We start from the raw sequence: 25377 nt of genomic DNA on the forward strand, positions 1-25377 counted from the left end.
GTCATGGGCGCGTGTGTTCAGCACCTCTGACATACCTTGCTCGATATGGCTGCGGATCTCGGCGGCCCGGGTGTCAATGACCTGGGTGACCCCCTGCTCTACTTCCTTTTGCAGGTCGGAAACCTGATGATTGAGAACATCAGCAACGTTTTTGGAAATTTGGGAGTTGATCTCCTGCACGCGGGAGTTGAAAACCTCAGTGATGCCGGTCTCAACATCCAGTTGCAGCTCAGAGACGCGGCTGCTCAAACTCTCTCCTACACCGCGATGCAGATCTTTGCGCAGTTCGGATATGCGCTTATCAAATACTTTCGCGACAACGCCTTCAACGATTGCTTTAACTTCTTGCGAGTCCGCCATGGGAATGCCTATCTGCTTTGTATATTAACAACACTGCCCCTCGCTCTCGGGGGTTGAGCGAGACTGCTCAGGTATATATGTGGATTATTAGGTGTATTTGCCATTGTGTCAATACGTTACCAGCCGGAGGAGCCGGTAACGTTACTGGGGTAACGTTACTTTTATCTGAGGGCTCCGCAGCTAGAAATAAGGAAACTTTCTTAACTCTATTCCACAACAATTTTGCCCTGCATACGGTCATGCCCAGGACCACAAATAATCGAGCACTTCACCTTATACTCGCCTGCCTTGTCAGCCTTGAAGTTCACCAGAGCGGGTTTTCCCTTTTGGATGGATTCGTCAATACCCAACTCCTCGACAGCAAAGCCATGCTGGACGTCGGTAGTGGAAATTTCCAAGGTCACATCCTGGCCCTTTTTTACACGGATCACCGCCGGCTCAAAGGCGTATTTATGGCTGGTGACCTGAATATGTACCGCTTCCGGCTTGGGCTGCCGGTTGCATCCGGCCATTAATAAAAAGGCAAGAATTGAGACCATGGCTAATTTTTGCATCCGATTGCTCTCCGCTTACAAAATTACCATAAGCTGGAGTTCTGGCTGGCACGTCTATCAGATACAATAGGAGATGAATTCTTTGAATCCCACTAGCATGCCCCCCATCCAATCCAAAGGAACGGAAGCTGTAACTGACGAGCTGGCGCTGGTACAAGCCGCCAAACGAGGCGATATTAGTGCCTTCGAGCAGCTCGTGAAGCGTTATGATCGCAACGTCTTCCGTATTGCGCAGCACATCACGCAGAACCGCGAGGACGCTGAGGATGTTGTGCAGGATGCGTTCCTGAAGGCGTATACGAACCTGGAGAGCTTTCAGGAGCAATCCAAGTTTTATACATGGCTGGTGCGGATTGCGGTCAATGAAGCCCTGATGCGGCTGCGCAAGCGGCGCACAGCGAAGACGGTTTCTATTGACGAAGATGTGCAGACGGAAGATGATGCGATTCCCCGCGAGATTGCGGACTGGTCTCCGAACCCGGAGCAGCTTTATGATCAGTCGGAGCTCAAGGAGATCCTGGGCAAGACTATTCAGGGCTTGCCGCCCACTTTCCGTACGGTGTTTGTTTTACGTGACGTAGAAGGACTTTCGACGGAAGAAACAGCCGACGCGCTCGAATTGAGCGTACCTGCTGTAAAATCACGCCTGCTGCGCGCACGTTTGCAGTTGCGTGATCGTTTGAGTAAGTTTTTTGGAAAAAAATCGAGCCGGAGTTAACCTAACTGTGAAATGCTCTCAGTTTCTGCAAGAGCTTACCGATTACCTGGACGGCGTGATTGACGACAAGACACGCGCCGAACTGGAAGACCACCTGCACTGGTGCCACAACTGCTACGTTGTGGTCAGCACAACCAAGCAAACCATCGAGATTTATCGCGACTCGGAGTTGTACGAAATCCCTGATGATTTGCGCAGCCGGCTCCGCTCAGCCATTATGTCCAAATGCGCCGCTCATAAAAAAAATCCTGAAAAGAAAATCTAACCCTCTTTCCAGCCTCGCTGCAAACTTCCCAATTCTGCATTGCCGGGTATACCTTTCTTTACAATCACCTTACATTACTGATGCTTTCTTGCAACTTCCTCCTATGACCCTTCATCTAAATAGTCAGAAGCCGGAAGAGGCTTCAGGCAGCACCCTCGAAGTAAAACACGTTGCCTCTTCCCCAGGATGGTAGATGATAGCGAATGTATTTGACATGCTTTTCGGATGCTGGCACAAGCGTTACAGCTTCCCCATTACGACACGGCGAGGTCAGCACCGCTCTGAAGCTGCGGCTGTAACTGGAACGTATGTGGTTTGCCTGGATTGCGGGAAAGAATTTCCTTATGATTGGCGCGAAATGAAAGTGGTCTCCGGGCACTCATATGAACCTGCCGCAGAAGCAGAAACAGCGGAAAACCGGCATGTGGAAGCTGCTTGATCTATCGCATTGCCAGGTCTGGCGACTGCTGAGTCAGTCGTTCGCGGAGTAGTCCAAACCCGCCACGGGTTTCCAGAATCCTGCCAGCTCCGCATTTTCCACAGACAACAGGATCTTTGGTCTGGGCTTGCGTACGAACCAACTCCGCCACCTGAAATCCTTCACGGAACTTCCACTTCGACATATAATCGCTTCGACATATAATTAATAGCCTCTCTTCAATTCAAAACTTGCGCGAGGTCCCGCCGGTTGAAACCCGTACATCCGAGTATCCGAGAAGTCGCAGTGCTGCAGGAATCCACGGAGATGATCCTTTCCAGCATGGATGTGGATACCGTGCTGCACCAGATTCTCTTAGTCGTACGCAATTATTTTGGGACCGCCAATGCAGCAGTTTTTCTCGTGGACCCGGCAACCCGTGACCTTTATTGCCGCGCCCACATCGGTTACAGCGACGCTTTTACAAATTCCCAGATCAAGCTGGGCCCGGAAAGCATTACCGGACGCGTCGCCCAAAATAAAATGCCGATCTATCTTCCCGATGTTCGCACCGACCCGAAATATGTTCCCGCCGATCCCAAGGTCCGCAGCGAACTTGCCCTGCCTCTGCTGGTACGTGAGGAAGCGATCGGCGTGCTCAGCATTGGGAGCGAGAAACTTGATTTCTTCAGCGACGAGATGATCGGTTTGCTCACGCTTTTTGCAGCGCAGGCCGCAGTCGCCCTGGAAAATGCCCGTCTGTATTCCACCGAACGCCGGCGCATGCGGCAGATTGAACTTATCAACCTGATTGCCCGCTCCGCGGCCGCGGCCAACGATTTGGAGCAGCTTCTGGGAAATCTTGCCGACCTGATTGAAGACACCTTCGACGATGCCGAAATCGGCATCCTGTTGCGCGATCGCGAAGGCAGGCTGGCGTTGCGGGCGCACGCCGGAAAAGGCGAGCCTCAGCCGGAAAATTTTGCGGTTGCGGAGCGCTCCGGCATTCTGGCGGAAGCATTTGCCGCACGCATGAATGTTGTAGTGAACGATATCAGTGACCGGGCGCAATGGCCGGCGTGCTTTGCCGGAAGCGGTTCGGAGCTGTGTATTCCGCTTATTTCCTTTGGCGAGACGCTGGGGGCCCTGGTGGTTGCCCACTCGGCGCCGCATTTTTTTGCCGCCGATGACCGCTCCATTGCGCAGGCAGCGGCTGACGTGTGCGCCACCGCCATCCGCAGCGTGCAGCTTGGGGAAGAGCTGCGGCGCATCACCCACACCGATTCCCTCACGGGCCTTTACAACCAGCGTTATTTTCACGTGCTGGCGGCAGAAGAGATAGCGCGCAGCAATCGCTATCACAAACAGTTTTCTCTGCTGATGATTGAACTTAAGAATTTCGCCCAGTTTAATGCCAAGCTCGGTTTTGAGCATGGGGATACGGTCCTGCGCAAGGTCGCACAATCGCTCAAGATGCTCATGCGCGGTGTAGATAGCATCTGCCGCTATGGGCCAGACCGCTTTGTCCTGGTTCTTCCTGAAACCGGCGCGGAGCAATTGCATAGTGTTGCCAACAAGCTCAACGACGCGCTGGGAAAGATCCGCGCAGAAGAAAAACCTACATCGCCTCCGATTGTGAGCCATTATGCCAGCGCTACCTATCCTGCCGATGGCGCCTCCGAGTTGGAACTTGTACGGGTCCTGCTGACCCGCATCGCGGAAGACCGCGGCATTCCCAATAACACCAGCCGTTCCAGTTAATTCTTAGAGGAATTGACGACAAAAAATAGGGCGCGCCAAGCGCGCCCAGGAGGGAGTTTTTCCAAAACTGATCTTTAGTGCTGATCGTCGTCGCGGCGATGCAGCGTTGGACGATCATCATCGCCAGTCTTGCTGCTGTCACTCGGGTTCGTGCTATCCGGGCTGCTGCTGGCACGGCGCAGAGTGGGCTTGTTGGCATCTTTCGAATCATCCAGCTTACGCTTGTTTTCGAGGGCTGCCAGGCGCGACTTTACGTCGTCAAACTCTGAGGTGTTCACGATGTAACTGTCACGTGGAGGCAGGATGGTGGAAATTTCTTTCTGCGTTGCTTCAATCCGGTCAGGAGTCGGCGGATGGCTGGCGAAAATTTTTGCGATGGTACCCGGTTTCTTCTTTTCCAGGCTCTCCATCTTTTCAAACATGGAGACAAACTGCTGCGGATCGTAGCCGGCGTGATACATGTACTGCACGCCCAGGTGGTCGGCCTCGGCCTCAAAACCGCGCGAGAATTTCATAAATGTGGCGGGCACAAGCAGATCAGCGGCCAAGCGAGCAGCATAGCCTGCGCCTCCACCTACAAAGATCAGAGGCAGGGTCGCAAAATTCGCCCATTGGCTGCGAGTCATCTGGCGGGTGACGTGACGGGCGCAAACGTGAGCAATCTCGTGCGACATCACTCCGGCAAGTTCGGCTTCATTGTCAGCCGCCAGGATCAGGCCGGAATTCACATAAAAGAACCCGCCCGGCAAAGCCATGGCGTTGACTTCATCGGAATCAATTACCTTGATGGTAAAGGGGACTTTGGCATCGGAGTTCCGTACCAGATTTTGCCCGACGCGGTTGACATACTCATTCACCACCGGGTCCTGCACCAGTTTGGACGAAGCCTCGATCTGTTGGGCGTACTCCTTGCCCAAAGCAATTTCTTTCTCATACGAGTACCAGTTGCCTAAGCCGCGTCCACCCACACCTTTGCGGTTGCCGATAGCATCAACGTCGTCCTTGCCGCCGTCGTGCTTGAAGGTGTCTTTTTGGTTTGCCTGCTGTGCGTCTGTGCCTGCGGGTTGCTGAGCGTCGGTTGTTGCAGGTTGTTGATCGTTAGCAATCGCCGGAGTTGCAGTTGACGGGGACGTCTGTGTATCACCCGTGAGCGCCGGTTGCGTAGCTGCTGGCACTGGCTGAGATGCCGCCGGGGGCGTTTGCGAAGCTGCCGGAAGAGACTGCGACCCGGCCGGGATAGTTGTTGACGGTGCAGTTTTTGCTACTGCCGGTTTACTGTCGTTGGATGAAGCACTCTGGGCAAAGCTGCCGTTCGTCCAGAAGAAGGAAGAAACCAGAAGAACCGTAGTCAGTACGGGTCTCAGGTTAAAAATGCTTTTCATGGAAACGCTCCCCTTGCCAGCCTTATCAGCAGGATAGCCCGCGCCGGCTGCAAAACGCGGACACCAGGGCATTCTCGAGCTTTTGACCCGGAATCCCTTGATTATAGTCCATAAAATCCGTATTTCTAGAGATAGATTACCTTACCTATCTTTGACGCTGAAAAACAGGTGCGGGTTACCTGGCAATCCAAATTTCCCTGTTTATCAAGTTTGGCGGGCGAAGTATGTAGAATTTCTACCCGTTCTACCTACCCCCAATCTATATGCCAGCACATATAGATGTGTCATGGATTTGTAAAGAAAGAGTAAAAGGTAAGATGGCAGTAGCGCCGGCGTCTCGCCGACGCTAGCCTAAAGCATTTTTAGTCGTAGTATTCCAACCCCAAGTGCGTAATCAACTCTTCACCCTTTAAATGCCGCAAGGTGTTCTTCAGCTTCATCAACTGAATAAACAAATCATGCTCAGGATAGAGTTTGGGCGCAGTCATAGGAGATTTGAAGTAGAAGCTGAGCCACTCCTGGATGCCGATGTCGCGCAACTGCGAACTGCGCTGGGCCAGGTCAAGAAAGAGTACGAGGTCGAGCACAATAGGCGCGGCCAGGATGGAATCGCGGCACAGGAAATCCACCTTAATCTGCATGGGATAGCCCAGCCAGCCGAAGATATCAATGTTGTCCCAGCCTTCTTTGTTGTCGCCACGCGGTGGGTAGTAGTTGATGCGGACCTTGTGAAAAATATTGCCGTAAAGCTCAGGATAAAGCTGCGGCTGCAGAATGTGCTCCAGGACACCCAGCTTCGATTCTTCCTTGGTCTTGAATGATCCGGGATCTTCCAGCACCTCGCCGTCGCGGTTGCCCAAAATATTGGTAGAGTACCATCCGCTCAGCCCCAGCATGCGGGCCTTGAACGCGGGAGCCAGAACGGTCTTCATCAACGTCTGGCCGGTCTTGAAATCTTTGCCACAGATGGGAGCACTGTTCGCGCGTGAAAGCTCTTCCATCGCCGGAATGTCAGTGGTTAAGTTGGGAGCGCCGTTAGCAAAAGGAACGCCTTCAGAAAGCGCTGCATATGCGTAGATCATCGAAGGGGCGATATTCTCATCGTTGTTCAACAGCCCCTTCTCGAAGCTCTTCACCGATTTGTGCACGGCCGAGGCCTCGATGTAGCTTTCCGTCGAGCCGCACCACATCACAACCAGGCGGTCGGCGCCCGAAGACTTCTTAAAGTCGCGGATGTCTTGCCGCACCTGCTCCGCCAGGTCCATTTTGTTTGGACCCTTTTTGACGTTCGGCCCATCGAGCAGGCGAACATAATTGTGGTCAAAAACCGCGGGCATCGGTTTCACCGACTCCATGAAGGGCTTGATCTGGTCGAGCAGATTGCGCTCCAGCACTCCGGCCTTGCGCGCAGCTTCATACATGTTGTCTTCAAAGATGTCCCAGCCCGTAAAGACAAGCTGGCTGAGATCGGCCAGCGGCACAAACTTCTTAATCATCGGAGAGCGCCCGTCAGTGCGCTTGCCCAGGCGAACCGTGCCCATCTGGGTGAGCGAGCCGATGGGTTTAGCCAAGCCGCTGCGTACGGCCTCTACGCCAGCCACAAAGGTTGTGGCCACCGCTCCCATGCCGGGAATCATGATGCCCAGCTTGCCTTTTGCCGGAGCAATATGCTCCGCTTTCTTCGATACTGTCTTTTTACTTTGTTTTTTCGCGTGTGTGGCCATGAAGGTCCTTAGCAGGAAAATTAGAAATGCACAGCCCAAAACTGCAGGCCAATGACAATCGCTTATCTTCTCGTATCAGAGAGAGTTTTGCAAATGACATCGCAAAAAACCGTTGCCTGCTCTGGTTCTACCGGGCGGGAAGCAAGGTTGGCGGCTTTGCCGAGCCCCCTGGCCCACTCAACCTCAATGAGAAACGTGTATCTTTGAAAGAGCTTTATCGCGGGCCATAGCAGGGGGAGTTTTGCAAATGACAGCGAGAATTGCAGTTGTTACCGGGGCATCGAGCGGAATCGGACTGCTGAGTACGGTGGAATTGGCTAAAGACGGATTTTTCGTCGTAGCGACCATGCGCGACCTGGGACGCCGACAGCGTCTGGATGAAGCCGCCAAAGCGGCCGGAGTTCAAGATAGGGTTGAAGTCCGCAAACTGGACATCACCGAGTTCGCTTCCCTTCCCGAAGTCGTCGCAGGAATTGTTCGCGACCATCAGAGCATTGACGTTTTGTTGAATAACGCTGGATTTGCCATGAGCGGCTTCGCCGAAGACATGCGGCTGGAAGAGATCCGCCAGCAGCTTGATACCAACTTCTTTGGTCATGTTGCCATGACGCAAGCAGTCTTGCCGGTCATGCGAAAGCAGCGCTCCGGACACATCATCATGGTCTCTTCCATCAGCGGCCTGGTGGCACAGCCGGTGGTGAGCAGCTATTCCGCCTCAAAGTTTGCCTTGGAAGGCTGGAGCGAGGCGCTGCGCATCGAGACGCGCTCATTAGGAATTCGCGTGGTGCTGGTAGAGCCGGGAGCATTCAAGACCGACATATGGGACCGCAACGTCCGCATCGGGGCATACGCCCTGTCGCCACAATCACCCAATCACGAGCGCGCTCGGCGCTTTGCCGAGTGGGTACAAAAAGGCGTGCCCAAGCACGATGCCCACCCAGTTGCGTGTCTCATTACTGACATTGCAAGCCATCCTAATCCGCGGCTGCGTTATCGCATTGGCAGCGATGCCGCCATAGGATACTGGCTGCGCAAGCTGCTTCCCTGGAAGATTTATGAAAAGATGATGGCCAAAACCTATCGCATTGATTGATCTTCTGCTTGGCTTGTGTGGCACAGCCCCCGGGGTCCCCGGCGCGCGTTTCGCGCGATGTGGTGGAGGTGTCCCCGGCTGTGCACGACGCAGCATGCCCTCACCTGCTTGGAGCTTGCAGCTAGGAGCTTGGAGCTGTTTTTATACGATGCTTCCATCGCGACCACATAAACCACGTTGCTCCCACGACCAGCACAATGGCAATAACGAAATCGAATTTGTGGAAATATTCGCGCAGGTAGCCCCAGTGTTCGCCGGCTTTCATGCCCAGGTAGGCAAGACCAAAGCACCAGGGCCAGGAGCCAAGAAACGTGTAGATATGGAAGCGCAGCCGGGGCATGCGGGCAATGCCGGCGGGCAAAGCAATAAACGTTCGGACCACAGGAAGTAAACGGGCGATGAAAACAGTGATGCTGCCGTAGCGCACAAAGAAGTTATGCGCCCAGTCGATTTCGTGCTCGCTCAGCCAGATGAGCCGGCCAAACTTCATCACCAGGGGACGGCCGCCGAAGTATCCGATAATGTAGGCCAGCTCCGAGCCCAGGTTGCAGCCGATGGCCCCGGCGGTAGCCACCAAAACCAGGCTAAAACGTCCCTGCGAAACCAGATAGCCGGAAAACGGCATGATGACTTCCGAAGGCAGTGGAATACAGGCCGACTCAATGGCCATCAACAACACAATGCCCAGATATCCTGCTGAAGAAATTACCGCGATAATAAAAGTACTTAATGCGGCGAGAATTTTAGAGATCATGATTTAACGTTCTAATGTCCTTTGCTGGATATCAGGGCAAAGCTTCCAAAGCCTCTGCCTAACTCCGCGTTCTCTGCGGTGAGCTTTTGCTTTTGGCTAAAAGCTTAAAAGCCAAGAGCTAAAAAGCCTTCTTCCTTGGAACTTGGAGCTGAGAGCTTGTAGCTGTTCTTCAAGCCTCCTGCTGCTTCTCATACTCAGCTACGGCTTCCGATACATCTTTTTCGCATTGCAGGCAAACCGCGCTTCCGCCTTCGTTTTCCACCGACTCGCTGCTCAGGATCACCGTGCCACCGGAGGAATAATCGCCGCGCTCGGCATTCCAGGCAAAATCTTCCTGCAGAGTGGCGCCGGCCACATCACATCCTGTGAGGATGATCGAGTAATCGTGCGAGCCGCAATGCGGACAGCTAAACGGTTGAGGCATAGCTCCGATTCCGGTTGCGAAACGCAACCCCCAAGGAAGAAAAACTCATCGCAATCAAAAATCTTGTGATTCCTGCGTATAGGTATAGCCCGGCAGAGAGACGCTGTCAGTGTTTTTGGTCACCTTCACCCGCACCGTCTCCGCCTGGGCGGCATCGGTGTCGGCCGGACGCATCATGGCATACTGCGTAAACAGTTCGCTGTAAATCTTAGTGACTAAATAGTTCTGACCGTTGGCATTACTGCGCCACACTTGCCCCAATAAGATCGCCTTGACCGCCATTGACTTTCAGCCTTTTCTGCCTGGCTCTGTTGTGAGTGGCATTGTACAGAGTAACGGCACATCTGAACCTCGTCAATTGAGATTTATAGCGGCCGCGAGGAGTTGGCGCGATCAGACTTGGGTTCCAAGCCCCCCTTACGTTGCACCTCATTTACTACAGGACCGTGACGTACAAGGTGTAGTCGTCATCCGGAAAGGCCGTGATTTCGATCCGGTAATCGCCTGTCCGCGGCGCCTTCCCATCCCAATGTGTCAGATCCATTCGTTGTGGCTTCTCGCTCAGGGGAACATCGCCTTCTACCTGGTAAACAATAACGTGGGTGCACTGATGCGGCGAAACGGCGCGAACGATCAACTTCTGGCCGGCCTTGGCGTGAACTACATAGTAATCAGTGGATTCTCCGCCCACCATCCCTGTGACTGTTGCCGTATTCCTGCCCGGTGGGAAGTGGAGACGAACAGGAGTGCGATCTACCTGCGAAAGACAGGTGACCGGGGATAAACTCAAAATCGCTATCGCAATGATGATCATTGCCGCATTTTTAACAGGCATTTGGGTTCTCTCCTCCTTATCCCATTCACTCCAACTGACACGTTAACTTACTTCAGTGCCGGCAGCTCGCCGCTCAACAGCCGGCCCAATCCCGAAACCGGGCAGCGCACGCCAACGTAAAACGTACCAAAGAGCGCGTAGACAGCGCTGACCTCATCGAAGCGCATCTCGTAGATGAGCCGCTTGAAAACCAGAGGATCGTCGCTGAAAAGGTCTACACCCCACTCCCAATCATCGAAACCGATGGAGCCGGTAATGATCTGCTTCACCGTTCCGGCGTAACGGCGGCCGACCATGCCGTGCTCTTCCATCTGGCGCTGGCGTTCTTCAATGGGCAGGGTGTACCAGTTCTTCTCTTCGCCGCGGCGGCGGTCCATCGGGTAAAAGCATAGATAACGCGCCGGAGGAATATCAGGATACAGACGCGGACGCATGGCCTCCCGCTGCCGCTGGAGTACTTGCTCAGTCTCGCGGTTCCACTCCGGCGAGTGCGGCGCAATTCCCTTCTCCACCAGTTCGCGGTAGAGCTTCACCGTGGATTCATACAGCCCCAACTCCACCACTGAAAGATACGATGTGGCCGGCTCCAGAAAATCGCTGAGTCGAAGCTGAGCAAGATGCAGCTCCGCAGCCTTGAGCTGATCAAACGAGTTGCGGAAGTGCAGCAGGAGCAGATCAGCCTTGTGTCCCAGCAGAGAAAACAAGGCACTCTGCCCATCGCTATTGTGCGTCATCTGTTCCAGTGCGAGAGAAGCTTCTTTCACCAGTTCGGCGCGGGCGGGCTCGCCCAGCTTTCGCCACTCGGTCCAGCGAAAGTGCAACATGGTGTGCAGAACGCTGGTGCCTTCAATAGTGAGAGGCAGCGCAGGCAGTTGGACCTGAGCAGTTTGCATGGTAGTGGGTTGCATAGTGGAAGACATCGGGATTCCCCTGATAAGCTGTCTTGTTCCTGCCCATCATTGTAATCGCAGGCAGCTTTGCCCAAAAGGTCGTAAATTCGAATTGTTGGATGAGCCGGAATCGGAAGATGAACGACGGATGATGCTGAGGAAGACGTATCTGCTTTTGCAGCCATCATCAGCCCTGGAAGGCAAGCGTTGTCTCAGAACTCGGGTTTGTGTCAGAACTCGAGTTTTGTGGCATGTGAAAAGCAAAACCCCGAAGGGGTGACGTAATATAGCCCAGCGCTTCAGCGCTGGGTATGCGCAAACAATGACATGAGTCCCGTAGGGACGACGCTGGGATTTAATGAGATAAGTTCATGCCACTAACCCAAAAGCCAAAAACCGCAAAAAACAAACGGGCTGCCAAAGCAATCCCCAAATCCGTGCCGGACAAAAAATCCGCAACGTCAAAAAAACTGGGGGGGGAATACGACCCGGTTGCGCCCAAACGCGTTGCCGAAATCCTTAAGCGACTGGATGCCCAATATCCCCAGGTTACCTGCGCCCTTCACCACAAAAGCGCGTGGGAGCTACTGGTGGCCACGATTCTCTCTGCTCAATGCACCGACGTGCGCGTCAACATGGTGACGCCCGAACTCTTCCGAAAATATCCAACGCCCCAGGCCTTTGCCGCTCTCAAGCCCGAGCAGCTTGAGCCCGATATCCGCAGCACCGGTTTTTTTCGCAATAAATCCAAATCAGTGGTGGGGGCGGCGCAAAAACTGGTCAACGAATTTGGCGGCCAGGTACCTGATGACATGGAAAAGCTCCTGAGCCTGCCCGGTGTGGCACGCAAAACCGCCAACGTCGTTCTGGGCTCGTGGTTCAGAAAAGCTGTTGGCGTGGTCGTGGATACCCACGTGCACCGCATCTCCCGCCGCCTGGAACTGACCAGAAATAACGATCCGAAAAATATCGAGCAAGACCTGATGGGGGTCATTCCGCGAGACAAGTGGATTGATTTTTCCCACCAGATCATCCACCACGGACGCGCCCTGTGCATCGCCCGCAAACCGAAGTGCGCCGAGTGCCCGCTGGAAAACATCTGCCACGCCGGCGATAAGACCTGGTCAACCGTAGAGATTCACAAAGCGGCCAAACTTTAAAGCACCTTCAGGCTGCAAGCCAAGAGGCGGCCCCCAAAATGGCAGATTCAGTTACGAGGCTAGAGTCTCAATTTCCTTCAGGATGACCTCGAGTCTTGCCTCGAGTTGCTTCTTGGTTCGTGGCTTCCGTTCTGTTTTGACAAATTCAGTGTAGTTAGCAATTGAGCGGCGATAAAACTCAGCAGTTTTCGTCAGGAGATCGGACTGTTGTTTATTGGTCATGGCCATGCTTCAATCTTACGCTCTTTCCCCAATCTCGCACTTTTTTCTCTGCCAGCGTCTGTATCACGGCCCGACTTTAACCGAGCGTGGTTTCTTGCCTTGTCAAGAGGCTCAACCCACTCGGACCACTGAAAGCAAACAGCCTCTGCGTTCCTCCGCGCCCTCTGCGGTTTAATTGCTTTCTCCTTGGAGCCGTTTTTAAGGCCTGCTGCCCGCAAACAGCGCCAATTCACGCCACTTCCAATGGCAATCCACGTCAACAAAACCAATCTCACGCAGCCACATTAGCTGTGTTTCCAGGCCGAGCAATTTGTTCGAGGGGTCTTCCTGCTCTGGCAAAACTTCGAGCTTCTGCAGGAACTGACTGTGCAGTTCCGCCGTCGGCGAAGCCACATGCTCCAGATTGCAGAAGACACCGCCGGGCAGCAACAGATCGAAGACCTCCGCGTACAGGCTCCGCTTGCGCTCGTGCGTTACATGGTGAATGGCAAAGCTGGAAACCACACAATCGAAGTGCCCCAGCGAGGGCATCTTGCTTGCGAAATCGTGGGTCACAACAGTTACGCTGCTGTCGCCCGCAAACAGCTTCTGCGCGGCCTCGAGCATGGTCTGAGAAAAATCTATGCCCACGAATTGTGCCTGTGGCCTGGCCGCTTTTATCAATGCAAGCAGCCTCCCGCCGCCGCTGCCCAGGTCGAGAATGCGTTTTGCATGGGGAGGCACGAATTCCAGCAGCGTGGCCTCGCCCTCCACGCGGTGCGGAATGGTGTCCGCACGCCGGAGATACTCCAGGGCATGCTCAGCAGATGACCAGAGGTTGATGTCAGGAGATGCACTCATCTTGCGATTTTCGTACAACCATCATCGCCAAGTCCAGCTTGGCGGGTGGCTCACAAACCTGGGGTGCCCACTCGCTCGTCCAGCGCGTGTGGGAACAAATTCATTGTGTCATAAAAACGACGTGAGTGAACTTCTCCAATGCCGCACAGGCTTAAAAGATTCTACGGTGCCGGAGACCTCTAACCCGTGATATCAAACTGATATCAAACCATCATCCCTTAGGCGTTGCATGTCATCATTAACTTTAGGCATTCCAGAATGCCTGGCTTCTCTCTTTGAAATCTTAATTTCTTGCCGCAGGCGGAACCAAAATAACATGGTTAATTCGTTAATTCTTAGGCGCTCCCGCTACTATCTGGAGACTACTCCCAAACACTTGGTCCAGTCGCTATACCGTTGAATTGCAATGACTTAACGCTATGGGGACTACTCGAAGTAATGGGGCGGGGGGGACTACTCCAAGACCCAACCTCGATATTCTTCGGTCCCAGTTCATCCCCAGCAAAGTTCCCACCGCGGAATTCCAGGGGGATTCCAAGATGCGATTTAGGATAAACTTCGCATCATACAAATAGCACCCCTTATGCGCACATTCGCGATCTTTGCTATGGTGGTCTTAATGGTCACACCCCTTCTGACGCAAAATCAAGACCAAGCTCAGGCCATCACCGATCCATTGCAGGTCACCAGCCGCAGCAAGCCCGACGTACAAAAATTTGCCCTCGACAAATTGTTCATGAGCTTTATTGTCGGCGGCACGGCCTGGTCTCCTGACGGCAAAAGCATCGCCTTCATCAGCAACATCAGCGGACGCAGGAATCTCTGGCTCGTAGCCGCCAGTGGCGGTGCTCCGGTGCAGATCACCACCAGCGACCAGCGCCAGGCCTCGCCGGCGTGGTCTCCGGACGGCAAGTGGATCGCTTTTATCTCGGACCACGACGGCAACGAGCAGTGGGACATCTTTCTGGTCCACTCTGCCGGCGGCGAGGTCACCAACCTGACACACACGCCCGAAATTGCTGAGACCGATCCCGCGTGGTCACCCGACGGCAAGAGCCTCGCCTATCTGGTGAAACCCAAAACTTCCCCAAATTGGGAAATTGATGTGATGGATATCAGCACACACCAGGTGCAGCACATCACCAAAGGAACGCCGAAGCACCTGAACGTGGCGAATTTTGCCTGGTCTCCCGATGGCAGCCAGATCGCTTACACCCTGGAAAATGCCAACGGCAAAGATTCCAACATCATGATCGCCGACGTGGCCACGGGCAAAAGCAAAAACATGACCAACCACAAAGGCGACCTGCATTTTGTGGTGAACGATTGGTCACCCGACGGCAAATTTCTACTGATGACCTCCGATGCAGTCAACGGCTACCAGAACATCGGCCTCATGGAGATTGCCTCGCAGCAAATTGACTGGCTTACCACCGATAAGTGGGAGTACATGGGCGGAAATTTTTCTCCCAACGGCAAGCTGCTCACTTGGACTGCAAACGTAGATGGCAACACCGATATCACCGTGTTTACCATCGCCAATCGCACGCCCCAGGTCCTGCCGCTCAAAAAAGGGACAAACATCCTGGGCGGCTCCGAGTCGGCATTTTCTCACGATGGCTCCCACCTTCTGGTTCACCACAACGGCGCAGATTCCCCAACCGATGTTTGGGTTTACGACTTCGCGTCTGGGCAGTCCCGCACTGTAACTCATTCCCTCGCTGCGGGCGTGCGCTCCGAAGACATGGTGGAACCGTTTCTCGTCCACTTCCCCAGCAGTGACGGCAAGTGGCAGATTTCTGCTTTCGTCTATGTTCCCTACAACCTGCAGCGCAAGCCGGAAAATCCCGCGATCGTTTATATCCACGGTGGTCCGTCCTCGCAGACGGTAAACTCGTTCGACCGTTCTATCCAATACCTGGTCAACCAGGGATACATCGTCATCGCCCCTAACTATCGTGGCTCCACCGGCTACGGCAAAGACTTTCAGGAAGCCAACTTCATGGATATGGGCGGCGGCGATCTGCAGGATAATCTGGCAGCCGCAGATTGGATCAAGAAGACGGGCTATGTTGATCCGAAGAAATTAATCATCATGGGCGGCAGCTATGGCGGATACATGACCATGATGGGCGTCACCAAGGCCCCTGACCTGTGGGCCGCGGGCGTGGCCATTGTTCCCTTCGTCAACTGGTTTACCGAGATCGAGAACGAGGATCCGCTGCTCCGTGAGATTGACCTGGCCACCATGGGCGACCCGGTAAAGGAAAAAGCCCGCTATGAAGAGCGCTCTCCCATATTTTTTGTGGACAAGATCAAAGCCCCCTTGCTGCTGCTGGCCGGGGCCTACGATCCGCGTTGTCCTAAGTCAGAGGCGCAGCAGGTGGCCGATGCCGTACACAAACGTGGCGGCGTAGCCGAGCTAAAAATCTACGAAGACGAAGGCCATGGCTTCGCCCGCCGCGAAAACCAGATTGACGCCTACACCCGCGTAGCGAATTTCTTGAAAGAGCATGTGCCGCCGGCGCTGAATGCGAAAGCCAAATGAACAAAAGTGCGGGGGTTGCAAGAAAAGCAGACTGTAACGTTCCTACGAAGAAAGGATTTTCGGGTTACAATTCTCTTTCCCCCCTCGGAGTGTCCCATGCACATACAGCGTCTGCTTGTAGTCACGGTTATATTCACTGCCCTCTCCCCCTTTACCGGCTTTGCGCAGTCATCGGCCAAATCTAATCCCGACGATCCCCAGCGGCAGCAAGCCATGCAGCTCTACGAACAGCACAAGCTGCCGGAGGCGGCGGCGCTGCTGGAGAAGGTTGTCGCCAGGTATCCGGAAGACGTAGTGGCGCACGAAGCCCTGGGCTCATCTCTGCTCAGCCGGGCAGCGACCTGGAACGATCCTGAGAGGAGAAAAGCTGACCGGATTCATTCCCGAGCCGAGCTGCTGCGCGCCAAGGAACTGGGCGACACCTCCGATCTTTGCAAAACTTTGCTTGCCGCAATTCCCGAGGACGGCAGCGAATCTTCGTTTTCCGACAACAAAGAGGTTGAAGCCGCCATGCAGCGCGGAGAGGCCGCTTTCGCACGCGGAGAGTTTGAGGACGCCATTGCCGGATACCAGCAGGCCCTCGCGCTCGACCCCAAACTCTATTATGCCGCCCTCGATATCGGCGACAGCTACTTTCGCCTGAAGAAAACCGAACAGGCAGGAGAGTGGTTCACCAGGGCCATACAAATCGAGCCCAACGAAGAAACCGCTTATCGTTATTGGGGTGACGCCCTCATGGCAGATGGCCAGATGAAAGAGGCGCGCGCGAAGCTCATTGAGGGACTTGTGGCCAATCCCTATCGCCAGACTTCATGGAATGGCCTCAATAATTGGATCAGCCAGAACCATGTAAGCTACAAAGAAATTCCCATTAAGCTTCCGCAAGCCCCAACTGTAGACGCCAAAGGAAACTCAACCATCACCGTTGATCCTTCCAGTGGCAACAAAGACGATGCCAGTGCAGCCTGGCTGACGTATTCCATGGAGAGGGTCCTTTGGCACAACGAGAAATTCGCCAAGGAGTTTCCCAAAGAAAAAACATATCGTCATTCCCTGAAAGAAGAAACCTCGGCTTTATCCACGGTGGCAACAGTATTTGAAGAGAATCAACAAAAGAAGAAACTTGAAAATCCAGATCCATCGCTAGTGTTGCTGTCGCAGATGAAAGCTGAAGGAATGCTGGAGCCTTTCGTCCTTCTGATGCATCCCGATCAGGGAATCGCACAGGACTATGCTGCCTACCAGGCCGCACACCGGGAAAAGTTAATACAATTTGTGGATGAATATGTTCTGCCACCAACGCCGTGAGCGGGAGCCCGCATCTCTAGGTTATTTCTGGCTGGGGCGAAACCGTTGCGGCACAAACTCCAAGTCGCTGGCCTCTTTGACCGCGATCTCAACCTGGAAGTTAAGAATTTCAAGCGGGACAGGGTTCTGATAATCCGTCAAGCAAGCGCGCAGGGCTTGCGGCGGAGTCTTGGCTTCGGTGCGCACCATGCGGTAGACCTTCACGGCGAGTGTTTCGGCCGAGCCTGGAGTCAGCATGAGGGGTAGTTGAGAATCCAATCCGGCGAATTCCTCATCTGCAATCTCCAACTGTCGCCTGCGGCACAGAGTGCGAATGAGTTCGAAGCTTTCGCGGGCCTCCGTGGTTGGGAACAGCGGTATCTTGACATCAACCCGACCCGGCCGCTTCAAATCAACTTCAATCAGATCGGGCCGGCTAGAGGCAAGAATCCAGATCAATTTGCCGCGGCTGCTGCTGCTTCCCATCTGCTCGGCGAGCATGGAATAGATGCGCCCCGAGATACCGGAATCGTCAGCGCCAGAGTCGCGACGCCCGATGGCCTGGTCGGCTTCATCCACGAAGACGTAGCAGCGGCCCAATGCGTCGAGCAGCCGGAAAATTTTCTCCAGGTTCCCTTCGGTGCTGCCCACCCACTTGTCCCTGAAATTCTTCAGTTTGACCACGGGCACGCCGGCCTCGCCCGCGAGGCACTCCACCATGAAGGTCTTTCCCGTGCCCACCGGCCCGCAAAGCAAATAGCCTTTGGGCATGGCCTGAATATCATTCTTTCTCCATAGGGCAATATCCTGGCGCAGCCACGCTTTGACCTTTTCCTGCCCGTAAATGTCGTCGAGAGTTCGGCTCGATTCCATGAACTCAATCAGGCCATTGCAGTCTTTTTCGACCAATTGCTTCTTGAGCTTCACCAAGTCATCTGGAGTAATTTTTTCTTCGGCGTGCTCTTTGGTCTTGAGCATGCTCTCCACCGCGTCCAAGGTAGAGCCTGCAAGCTGCTGCGCGATGTTCCCCAAGTCGCTCGAATATTCCTTGAGCGCGCAGGAGTATTTGCTTCCAACCACATTCAATGCGTCGGTGAGTTCACCCGGGGAAGGCAGCGCAATTTTGATTTGCGCCGCACGTGGATTGTTGACGATCAACGGATGCAGATCGTTCAAATTTTCCGTAATCAGGAATGACGCAATCGAATGAGAGGTCAGCAGCGCTTCGCTCGACCAGTCACGGATAAGGCTGGCCAGAGCATTCAAGTCGTAATCCAGGCCTCCCTGCACCGCGGGAGCAAGCAAATCGGCGCTTTTGATGATGCAGGCAACCTGCAGGCGCTCACGGTTCAGGCGGGCCAGGTTGGCGACGTAGCGAAAGTAATAGGTCAGCTTCTCGATGGCAGCGCGCGGAGCGCTGGGCAAGGTGGGATCGCGCTGCATCTGTGGCCACTTGGAAAAGACCTCGCCACCGCGTTCTACGCGAATCCCATTCCCCAGGTCGTAGCTGAGCACAACGTCAAAGCGAGGCAGCAGCACTTCGCACAGAAATTCCACCAGGCCGGCAAGGTGCGGCGTAGATGCTGTAGGACACAGGATCTGGTCATTTACATTGCCGTAGACGATGAACTGGCTGGCAGCATTGCTCTCGTAGAGTTGGACTGCTTCGTGCGCCCACTTCGGCAACGCCGATTTTGCTGCCGCTACAGTGCTGGTGGTGGCGCCTGGTGTGCCCATCACGCGGTCTCCTGCTGGGCTTTGATCTTAGGTTTGCCGTATTTCTGATCGAGATCGCTGATGGCAGATTCATCGTCGCCAAAAACTCCAGCCCCCAGTAAATCGCTGGCCAGTTCGATGTCCGTAGAAATCGTTTGCGGTTTGCCCTGCATGGTGGCATTTTCCAGGATCAGATCAATTTGCGCCTCAATGCGTGTGAGGTCGCTATCAATCTCTTCCAGAGATTCCTCTTTCCTGCGAATATTCACCAACCGCTTCTTAAGAATGGCCAGGGTTGCTGACTTCGACTGTCGCAGCGACTCGGTTTCATCTTTGTCATTCAGGTCGGTCTCCAGGCCGTGAATCTTCGCCTCCAGGCTCTGCTCGGTTTCATTGTTAGTCGGAGAAAGGAGATGGTATTGCGCCACCAGCAGCTTCAAATAAACCCACTGTAGGCTCTCGAGGGCATCGCGATTGCTGTCAATGATGTAGTCTTCCATCTGCTGACTGCGGTAGACGTCGAGCACGCTGTTGCATTTCGTAGCCAGGTTGCTGACGCGCCTCCGAGACTCGGGCGAAAGTAACTGGATAAGGCCCTGCCGTTTGCTGCCGGCATCATCTTTGGCCAATTGCAGGTGCTGGGCTTCGACGTATTTTTGAAAACGCGGATTGAAGGCCAGCGCGGTCACAAGAGTGGCCTCTACTGCCGCACCTAAAAACCAGAATGCCGGCTGAGCAAAACCCAGGATCACGAACCCCGATGCCAAAAGAATATTGACGGGTACGCGCCCAAGTGCGGGCACATCTGCGCTAACCAGAAAGGCGGACTTGATATATCGCCACACGCTGCATTTGTCCTAAGACCCGACTCAGGTTAGGCCTTCTCCGCCGTTGGTCCCATGGATTTGACCGGCTGCGCCGAACCGGATGCCCCTGAAGAAGCAGAAGCTGAAGCCGACGGCGTAGCCGGATCGAGAGCAATGCCTTCCTTGGCAGCAAAATCGGCAAGGGCCTGTTCCGCAAGAGCGTTCTGCTCTGCTTCTTTGATCTGGATGCCGGAAGTATCCAGGGAATCGCGCGCCACCCGGGCGCGGCCCGCTGCTTTCGAGCGCTCCTCTTCTACAATGTTTTGCAAACGGTCAAGCGTCTCCCCGGAGTTGCCAATGCCGGTGATCATCCCGGAAGCCATCTCCGTAAGTTCGGCCATCGCTCGCTTCATCTTGAGATCACTGATGCTCGATTTCAGGGCCTCGATCTTGCTCCTGGCCGCACTAATGGCCACATCGCGGGCTTTGACCAGGTCTTTATAGGTTTTCTCCGCCTGCTCCTGTTGGTTGCGGTTCTCTTCCAGTTCGCGCTGAACCGTCTGCAATCGCAAGGCATATTGTGCAGCGGTGTCTCGATTGCCGGCTCTCAAGTTAGCCGTCGCCTTGGCGCGCAGGTCGCGTTCATCGTTCTCAAGCTGCTTGACCTGTGAAATCAATCTTTCGCAGAGCCCGGCGTGGGACGCTAGCCCCTGGTTATACTGGCCAACCTGCTTGCGCAGATTTTCCTGTTCGACTTCGAGCAAAGCTTCGGGGTTCTGGCGCTCAAGACCAGAGATAAACAGGCTGAAAAAGCCCCTGACAAGATTTGACATTCTTTTGAACATGGCTGTTCGCTCCCCTTCTAAAATTGTCGAAGCATCATCAGCACTACGTTACCGGTTGCTCTGCGTGCGCTGCCAGCTTGCTAACAGATTATTCACTACTTCCGCCTTGGGCGGGTCACAAATCTTTTGCAGATCAACCTGCACGCCGCTGCCGGCGTACATGACAAACGGGCTTTCGGGAAACTTAACGGGCACATTTGTATTCGCCGGGCGGAAGCCATGATTCAAGGCCTCTCTCTGGATCGGCTCGGTCAGAAGAAAATCCAGGAATGTCTGGGCCGCGGTGCGCTGGTCTGAGGTGCTCCAGGGAGCATTGATGATGTAATACGGGTTCTCATTCCAGGCGTTGTATTCGGGATAGACGACCCTGAGCTGTCCCCAACGTCCTTCTGCGTTTTTTAGGTAATCAATAGCCACGCTCTCGTAGACCATCAGCGCGTCGTAAGATGAAGGTCCTTTCAAGACCATCTCTTTCATCATGTTGCCGGTGCTGTTCGAGAGGCCGCTGGTGCCGCGTTCCAGCTTCTCCAGCCAGGTCTGGAATGCCGGATCAACCACATCAGAAACACCCAGGTCTTTGGTCTTGTGCTTATACTCATAGGCAGCCAACACAATTGTCATCAATCCAGAGTTGGATTGGTTGGGATGAGTATGGCCGAATTTGAACAGGCCCCATTCCGGATGATGCGCAATGCCATCCCAACCGCTCTTTTCCTGCAACGCTTGGTTGATCGTATCGAGCGACATGGTCTTGTATTTTTGGGAAAAGGCCTGGTAACGTTCATCCCACATCACAAACACCATCGGCGACAGGGCGAGCGGTTCTTCTTTGATAATAGGATTATCGTTGTACTTCACCTGCCAATCCTGCACGAAGATGTCTTTATACAAAGCGCTCGCAGGAGACCAAACGTTAATGCGCTGATCGCCCGAGACCAGCGCGTGCGCCCCCTCGAGCGAGCCCATGGGAATGAGGTTGACCTTGATGCGCTTGCCGTCGGAGGTTTTTTCAAATTCAGCGACCGCCCATTCCAGCCAGCGCTGTTTTTCCGTTCCGTAGGCAATGCCTATCTCGACCGGTGGCCCTCCCGTACCCAGCAGCGAACCGGCCTTGTTCTTTGCATCTTCAAGACCTTTCTTGCCGGTAAACAGGTAGTAGGCGCCGCCGATGCACGCGACAATAAACAGAAAGATGAAAATCTTTCCCAGCGCAGTAAGCCGGGGGCCAGAGGACGATTTTGTTATTGGGTCCATGTTCTCTCGATCTGCGATTTAGAAAAACGTGGAGATATCTTTAAAGACTTCGACAATATTCTGTGGCGTACCTTCATAGGCCTTGGCCTGGGTGCCATCCGCAATCTGCTGCAAAACGTCTTTGCGCGCATCTTTGCCATAAGCAATGGTAAACACATGGATATTATGAGTTTCGCCGTCAAACTTAATGTGTTGCATCAGCTCATCTAACTTCATTTTGCTGTCGGTATCTTCCCCGTCGGTCAGCACGATCACGGAAAGAATATGGTCGTCGTGGCCGCTCTGGCGCTGATCCATCAAGTGCTGATAGCCGGTATCCACGGAATCATACAGTGCGGTGCCGCCCTGGGCGAACAGCGAGTCGATCTGTTGAATAAGTTTGTCTTTACCATCTTTGATGGGAACATCGGTCGCCGCCCACTGACCGGTACTGTTAAAAGGAAAGAGCGAAAGGGTATCTCCGGGTGAAAGCAGGTTCACAAGCTGCTTGGCGCCCTCTCTTGCGTTTTGGATCTTGTCTTCATCGTTCATGCTGCCGGAGGTATCAAGAACCAGAACTACGTTGGCGCCCTTTTTCTTCTGGTCCCATAACTTCAAGATGGCATCAATCACCTGCACCGACGGGACTTCGAGGGTGGTCTTGGGTTCTTTTGGGTCTACACCATGCGAGCTGTCAATCGGCGAAGCCAGGGGGACATCCACCGCACCAGGGCGGAATCCGTAGGCAATGGCCCGCTCCTGCTGCGGACGCTGCAACAAATACTGAATGTAAACCTTAGAGGCCTCGCGATGCTCCGGCGTGACCCATTCCCGCTCCACAACCCCGATGGGATGGTCGCTCCAGAAGGTTCCCTCTTTGGGATAAATGGCGACCACCGGAAACGGCAGATGGTTCTCCGGTCCGTAAGACTCAATCACCATGTTTTCGTACAACACCGCCGCCGAGAGATATTGCGGACCGCTGGCAAACATCTTGCGTCCGAAGAAGCCGGTGGAACTTCCGTAATGAACGATGGATCCTTCAATGCCCGAGACGAAATCAGCCGTGTGCGGCTTCTGTACGTCGGCCAGCGTCAATCCTGCCGTCTTGCCGGAAGCGGCGTAAACCTCGGCAAACAGTGAGATCAGACCGCTATTGCTGAATTGCGGATGCGTGTGGCCAAACTTGAACTGCCCCCATTGCGGATACCCGTAAGCTTGCCATCCCTTCTGGTTTCGGGCGAGAGCGAGGATGTCTGCCCAGCCAATGGGTTTCTTGCCCCATCCAAGCGCTTCTGCCATGGGCTTCCACATCGCAATCACGACCGGCGAAAGCACCAGGTTGTCGGTTGAGGTGATGAGGTCCTTCCCCGTCTTGCTCTGTGACTGCGCATTGCCCAGTTTGATAAACGCAGCCGACGCCGGACTGACCATATCTGCCTTGCGGTTTCCGGAAAGCACTTCGTCAATACTTTCACCCGAGCCCATGGGAAACGCATGAACGAAAATACGCTTGCCCCCACTGGTGCGGTGATCTTCCTGGTTGAATTTATCGGTGACCTCGGTGATCCATTTCTCTTTCTCGGAGCCGTAGGTCAACACGATTTCCAGGGCGTCCCTTGGGGCTTGTGTAACCGGCGCCTCTTGCGAACTCTTTGATTCGCAACCTAGCAGGAAGAATGTAAAAGCGAGCAGGAAAATGGCGATTTTACGGAGCGCCGCGCCAACATCTGCTTTAGACAGAATGGTATACGTGAACCGGAAATTGCTATCCGTAGCCATAATTCCTCCAATGATCGGGTACGGGAGTATTTTAGAGCATAGCGTCTCAAAATAGGAATCTAGTGTTGCAGACCCGCTTGTTATATGGAGAAAATCAACATCGTTTATTAACATTCCTTTAACATTTCAAAGCATAACCTGCGGATACCTTAGGCGATGAAAATGGAACTCCGAGGGGCAAGCCGTACGACTACCGCTGCTTTTGTGGTACCACTCTGGCCCCAAAATGCTGACTTCCTCGCAATTATGGTTCATCATTGTCCTGTGCATTCGAGAATGCCGGGGACTTTGTGTGCCCTCAGCTCTTTGACAACCGATCGCCAATCGCGATTTCTATAGCGTATCCACTACGTGGGAAGAGCACGGCTTTCAGCCTGCCCTGGCGTGCCGCGGGAGGTTGCGGAAGAACTCAGCTTTTCTTGTCATTCCGATCCCGCAAAGCGGGAGAGGAATCCCTTTCGTGCTGAAATTCTCTGGTCCTAAGATCTTTGGACTACCGTAGAAGTTTTGCGCCACCGTGGAAGAGCACGGCTTTCAGAGGTTGCGGAAAAACTCAATTCCCGTAAAGTCTTTCGGAGGGGCACAGCTTTAGCTGTGCCGTAAGTCGTTGGGAAATAACACTTCCTTGCTGCCGCAGGCCGGCGCGCAACGAAGTGGAGCGCCCCAGAAAAATGCTTTTCCGCAGCCTCTTTCAGCCTGCCTCGGCGTGCCGTGGGCCGTGCGTTAGACGCACCCTGGGCTTCAGCCCCGAGCACCATTGTTTACATGTATGACAACAGTCGAGACTACCTGCAAGTCCCACGCTCCGGAGCGGTTTTCCTCAATAATGACAGGGCTCCTGTGGCTCTCGCAGGCACTTTATTCACTACCAGCAAGTACCCCCCGCTTTCCATCACCTGACCCGGTGGCAGAGGTAACTCGTAAGGCAACCACACCCGCTAGTTCAATCGCCCGTAATAAACTTGCGTCTCATATTCAAACGTCACGCGGCCATCGCGATTGTGTGTCTGAAAAATCGCGCTCAACTCCTGCATGAACGGAGCATGAGAAGGATGCCCCTCCGCCGGGACATACGAGGAAGAAAGAGCCCTTCCCCGTACGCCATCGAAATTGAATACCTGCTGATTGGGAAAAAGCCTCAGCTTGAAGTTGCGATGCTGAAAGAACTCCTGCAAAACTTCTTCGGTAATATTCCTATGATCAACCTGGGCGTAATCGGTTCCGTAGCGCAATAAAAGATCTTCATACGCTCGTAGAAAAGCAGTGGTATCTGTAAGCCTGTTGTTCCATAGCAATACCACCCAGCCTTCGGGCTTCAGGATGCGCTTAAATTCAGCACGCGCCCGCGGACGGTCAAACCAATGAAACGCCTGGCCGGCAACGACAATATCCACGCTGGCGGCGGGAAGCCGGGTCTCTTCGGCTGAGCCTGTAATGCTGGTAAAAGTCTTGCAGTCGGCCAGCAAGCGCTCGCCGGCAGCACGCATCTCCGCATTCGGTTCAATCCCGAAGACGCAGCTCCCATTCTGCAGAAACAACTTGCTCAGGATTCCCGTTCCGGAACCAACGTCTGCCACGACTGATCCGGGCTTCAATCCGCATTCGCTTCCAAGCAGCTCCAGTACTTCCGGCGGATACGACGGCCGATAGCGAATGTAGTTATCAACCTTATCTGAGAAGCGCTGTTTGGGGTCTCGGGGCGGCATTTCAATTATTTTACAAATATTATTCTTGCTGTCATTGAAGCCTGCAACCGAATG

General features: G+C 54.1%; 25 protein-coding genes. 8 read left to right on the plus strand and 17 right to left on the minus strand.

Annotation, left to right across the window (positions count from 1 at the left end; all coding sequences use genetic code 11):
• Both VK738_09000 and VK738_09005 read right to left on the minus strand, forming a co-directional pair.
• On the minus strand, positions 1 to 360 hold a 360-nt coding region (locus VK738_09000; GenBank protein ID HTD22777.1), incomplete at its 3' end, for a hypothetical protein.
• A 206-nt stretch (positions 361 to 566) separates the two neighbouring features.
• Positions 567 to 914 (minus strand): cupredoxin domain-containing protein, encoded by a 348-nt coding sequence (locus tag VK738_09005; GenBank protein ID HTD22778.1) that lies wholly within the window; start codon positions 912 to 914, stop codon positions 567 to 569.
• Positions 915 to 1011: 97 nt separating this feature from the next.
• Between VK738_09005 and VK738_09010 the strand changes: the two genes are divergently transcribed.
• The 4 genes from VK738_09010 to VK738_09025 all read left to right on the plus strand — a co-directional run bounded on the left by VK738_09010 (position 1012) and on the right by VK738_09025 (position 4076).
• Positions 1012 to 1632: a sigma-70 family RNA polymerase sigma factor gene (locus VK738_09010; protein HTD22779.1), complete on the plus strand. Its 621-nt coding sequence runs from the start codon at positions 1012 to 1014 to the stop codon at positions 1630 to 1632.
• 7 nt (positions 1633 to 1639) lie between these two features.
• Positions 1640 to 1897, plus strand: coding sequence for a zf-HC2 domain-containing protein (locus tag VK738_09015; protein ID HTD22780.1), 258 nt, complete (start codon positions 1640 to 1642; stop codon positions 1895 to 1897).
• A 193-nt stretch (positions 1898 to 2090) separates the two neighbouring features.
• A complete protein-coding gene (locus VK738_09020) occupies positions 2091 to 2336 on the plus strand; it encodes a hypothetical protein (protein HTD22781.1) in 246 nt (81 codons plus the stop codon).
• Between the two features lie 285 nt (positions 2337 to 2621).
• Positions 2622 to 4076, plus strand: coding sequence for a GAF domain-containing protein (locus VK738_09025; protein ID HTD22782.1), 1455 nt, complete (start codon positions 2622 to 2624; stop codon positions 4074 to 4076).
• 74 nt (positions 4077 to 4150) lie between these two features.
• On the opposite strand, the gene VK738_09030 is transcribed toward VK738_09025, so the two are convergent.
• Together VK738_09030 and VK738_09035 are read right to left on the minus strand one after the other, a co-directional pair.
• Positions 4151 to 5458, minus strand: a complete 1308-nt coding sequence (locus VK738_09030) for a M48 family metalloprotease (GenBank protein ID HTD22783.1) — start codon at positions 5456 to 5458, stop codon at positions 4151 to 4153.
• Positions 5459 to 5820: 362 nt separating this feature from the next.
• Positions 5821 to 7182: an inositol-3-phosphate synthase gene (locus tag VK738_09035; GenBank protein ID HTD22784.1), complete on the minus strand. Its 1362-nt coding sequence runs from the start codon at positions 7180 to 7182 to the stop codon at positions 5821 to 5823.
• A gap of 247 nt (positions 7183 to 7429) precedes the next feature.
• Between VK738_09035 and VK738_09040 the strand changes: the two genes are divergently transcribed.
• Positions 7430 to 8275 carry an SDR family oxidoreductase gene (locus tag VK738_09040; GenBank protein ID HTD22785.1) on the plus strand — a complete coding sequence of 282 codons (846 nt, stop codon included), beginning with the start codon at positions 7430 to 7432 and terminating at the stop codon, positions 8273 to 8275.
• Between the two features lie 121 nt (positions 8276 to 8396).
• Here VK738_09040 and VK738_09045 read toward each other — a convergent pair whose 3' ends face one another.
• The 5 genes from VK738_09045 to hemQ all read right to left on the minus strand — a co-directional run bounded on the left by VK738_09045 (position 8397) and on the right by hemQ (position 11208).
• A complete protein-coding gene (locus tag VK738_09045; protein ID HTD22786.1) occupies positions 8397 to 9029 on the minus strand; it encodes a DedA family protein in 633 nt (210 codons plus the stop codon).
• A gap of 169 nt (positions 9030 to 9198) precedes the next feature.
• Positions 9199 to 9453 carry a hypothetical protein gene (locus VK738_09050; protein HTD22787.1) on the minus strand — a complete coding sequence of 85 codons (255 nt, stop codon included), beginning with the start codon at positions 9451 to 9453 and terminating at the stop codon, positions 9199 to 9201.
• Positions 9454 to 9507: 54 nt separating this feature from the next.
• Positions 9508 to 9735 (minus strand): hypothetical protein, encoded by a 228-nt coding sequence (locus VK738_09055; GenBank protein HTD22788.1) that lies wholly within the window; start codon positions 9733 to 9735, stop codon positions 9508 to 9510.
• Between the two features lie 154 nt (positions 9736 to 9889).
• Positions 9890 to 10288, minus strand: a complete 399-nt coding sequence (locus tag VK738_09060) for a hypothetical protein (GenBank protein HTD22789.1) — start codon at positions 10286 to 10288, stop codon at positions 9890 to 9892.
• Positions 10289 to 10335: 47 nt separating this feature from the next.
• Positions 10336 to 11208, minus strand: coding sequence for a hydrogen peroxide-dependent heme synthase (gene hemQ / locus VK738_09065; protein HTD22790.1), 873 nt, complete (start codon positions 11206 to 11208; stop codon positions 10336 to 10338).
• Positions 11209 to 11549: 341 nt separating this feature from the next.
• Here hemQ and nth point away from each other — a divergent pair, with 341 nt between their 5' ends.
• The gene (nth, locus tag VK738_09070; protein ID HTD22791.1) at positions 11550 to 12338 is read left to right on the plus strand and encodes an endonuclease III; all 789 of its coding nucleotides are present in this window, start codon (positions 11550 to 11552) and stop codon (positions 12336 to 12338) included.
• 51 nt (positions 12339 to 12389) lie between these two features.
• Here the strand turns inward: nth and VK738_09075 are convergent, their stop codons facing one another.
• Complete coding sequence (locus VK738_09075) at positions 12390 to 12560, minus strand: hypothetical protein (protein HTD22792.1); 171 nt, start codon at positions 12558 to 12560, stop codon at positions 12390 to 12392.
• A gap of 198 nt (positions 12561 to 12758) precedes the next feature.
• On the minus strand, positions 12759 to 13400 hold the full coding sequence (locus VK738_09080) for a class I SAM-dependent methyltransferase (protein ID HTD22793.1): 642 nt from the start codon (positions 13398 to 13400) through the stop codon (positions 12759 to 12761).
• Positions 13401 to 13983: 583 nt separating this feature from the next.
• Here VK738_09080 and VK738_09085 point away from each other — a divergent pair.
• On the plus strand, positions 13984 to 15948 hold the full coding sequence (locus VK738_09085; protein ID HTD22794.1) for a S9 family peptidase: 1965 nt from the start codon (positions 13984 to 13986) through the stop codon (positions 15946 to 15948).
• 96 nt (positions 15949 to 16044) lie between these two features.
• Positions 16045 to 17256 (plus strand): tetratricopeptide repeat protein, encoded by a 1212-nt coding sequence (locus tag VK738_09090; GenBank protein HTD22795.1) that lies wholly within the window; start codon positions 16045 to 16047, stop codon positions 17254 to 17256.
• Positions 17257 to 17277: 21 nt separating this feature from the next.
• On the opposite strand, the gene VK738_09095 is transcribed toward VK738_09090, so the two are convergent.
• The 6 genes from VK738_09095 to VK738_09120 form a co-directional block, all read right to left on the minus strand.
• Complete coding sequence (locus tag VK738_09095; GenBank protein ID HTD22796.1) at positions 17278 to 18972, minus strand: AAA family ATPase; 1695 nt, start codon at positions 18970 to 18972, stop codon at positions 17278 to 17280.
• Positions 18972 to 19796, minus strand: a complete 825-nt coding sequence (locus VK738_09100) for a hypothetical protein (protein HTD22797.1) — start codon at positions 19794 to 19796, stop codon at positions 18972 to 18974. The genes VK738_09095 and VK738_09100 overlap by 1 nt, the downstream gene beginning before the upstream one ends.
• A gap of 29 nt (positions 19797 to 19825) precedes the next feature.
• Entirely contained in the window at positions 19826 to 20602 is a 777-nt protein-coding gene (locus VK738_09105; protein HTD22798.1) for a PspA/IM30 family protein, read from the minus strand.
• Between the two features lie 48 nt (positions 20603 to 20650).
• Complete coding sequence (locus tag VK738_09110; GenBank protein HTD22799.1) at positions 20651 to 21856, minus strand: substrate-binding domain-containing protein; 1206 nt, start codon at positions 21854 to 21856, stop codon at positions 20651 to 20653.
• Between the two features lie 18 nt (positions 21857 to 21874).
• On the minus strand, positions 21875 to 23617 hold the full coding sequence (locus VK738_09115; protein ID HTD22800.1) for a VWA domain-containing protein: 1743 nt from the start codon (positions 23615 to 23617) through the stop codon (positions 21875 to 21877).
• A 938-nt stretch (positions 23618 to 24555) separates the two neighbouring features.
• On the minus strand, positions 24556 to 25323 hold the full coding sequence (locus VK738_09120) for a class I SAM-dependent methyltransferase (protein ID HTD22801.1): 768 nt from the start codon (positions 25321 to 25323) through the stop codon (positions 24556 to 24558).
• Positions 25324 to 25377 lie beyond the last annotated feature (54 nt).

This window comes from Terriglobales bacterium, from assembly GCA_035487355.1.
In the GTDB taxonomy this organism is placed as follows: domain Bacteria; phylum Acidobacteriota; class Terriglobia; order Terriglobales; family Acidobacteriaceae; genus QIAW01.

Excerpts from the sequence above, each read along its gene's own strand:
- VK738_09005 (HTD22778.1), bottom strand. The coding sequence starts at position 914 with ATGCAAAAATTAGCCATGGTCTCAATTCTTGCCTTTTTATTAATGGCC.
- VK738_09010 (HTD22779.1), top strand. The coding sequence starts at position 1,012 with ATGCCCCCCATCCAATCCAAAGGAACGGAAGCTGTAACTGACGAGCTG.
- VK738_09020 (HTD22781.1), top strand. The coding sequence starts at position 2,091 with ATGATAGCGAATGTATTTGACATGCTTTTCGGATGCTGGCACAAGCGT.
- VK738_09030 (HTD22783.1), bottom strand. The coding sequence starts at position 5,458 with ATGAAAAGCATTTTTAACCTGAGACCCGTACTGACTACGGTTCTTCTG.
- VK738_09035 (HTD22784.1), bottom strand. The coding sequence starts at position 7,182 with ATGGCCACACACGCGAAAAAACAAAGTAAAAAGACAGTATCGAAGAAA.
- VK738_09040 (HTD22785.1), top strand. The coding sequence starts at position 7,430 with ATGACAGCGAGAATTGCAGTTGTTACCGGGGCATCGAGCGGAATCGGA.
- VK738_09045 (HTD22786.1), bottom strand. The coding sequence starts at position 9,029 with ATGATCTCTAAAATTCTCGCCGCATTAAGTACTTTTATTATCGCGGTA.
- VK738_09050 (HTD22787.1), bottom strand. The coding sequence starts at position 9,453 with ATGCCTCAACCGTTTAGCTGTCCGCATTGCGGCTCGCACGATTACTCG.
- VK738_09055 (HTD22788.1), bottom strand. The coding sequence starts at position 9,735 with ATGGCGGTCAAGGCGATCTTATTGGGGCAAGTGTGGCGCAGTAATGCC.
- VK738_09060 (HTD22789.1), bottom strand. The coding sequence starts at position 10,288 with ATGCCTGTTAAAAATGCGGCAATGATCATCATTGCGATAGCGATTTTG.
- hemQ (HTD22790.1), bottom strand. The coding sequence starts at position 11,208 with ATGTCTTCCACTATGCAACCCACTACCATGCAAACTGCTCAGGTCCAA.
- nth (HTD22791.1), top strand. The coding sequence starts at position 11,550 with ATGCCACTAACCCAAAAGCCAAAAACCGCAAAAAACAAACGGGCTGCC.
- VK738_09075 (HTD22792.1), bottom strand. The coding sequence starts at position 12,560 with ATGACCAATAAACAACAGTCCGATCTCCTGACGAAAACTGCTGAGTTT.
- VK738_09080 (HTD22793.1), bottom strand. The coding sequence starts at position 13,400 with ATGAGTGCATCTCCTGACATCAACCTCTGGTCATCTGCTGAGCATGCC.
- VK738_09085 (HTD22794.1), top strand. The coding sequence starts at position 13,984 with ATGCGCACATTCGCGATCTTTGCTATGGTGGTCTTAATGGTCACACCC.
- VK738_09090 (HTD22795.1), top strand. The coding sequence starts at position 16,045 with ATGCACATACAGCGTCTGCTTGTAGTCACGGTTATATTCACTGCCCTC.
- VK738_09095 (HTD22796.1), bottom strand. The coding sequence starts at position 18,972 with ATGGGCACACCAGGCGCCACCACCAGCACTGTAGCGGCAGCAAAATCG.
- VK738_09105 (HTD22798.1), bottom strand. The coding sequence starts at position 20,602 with ATGTTCAAAAGAATGTCAAATCTTGTCAGGGGCTTTTTCAGCCTGTTT.
- VK738_09110 (HTD22799.1), bottom strand. The coding sequence starts at position 21,856 with ATGGACCCAATAACAAAATCGTCCTCTGGCCCCCGGCTTACTGCGCTG.
- VK738_09115 (HTD22800.1), bottom strand. The coding sequence starts at position 23,617 with ATGGCTACGGATAGCAATTTCCGGTTCACGTATACCATTCTGTCTAAA.
- VK738_09120 (HTD22801.1), bottom strand. The coding sequence starts at position 25,323 with ATGCCGCCCCGAGACCCCAAACAGCGCTTCTCAGATAAGGTTGATAAC.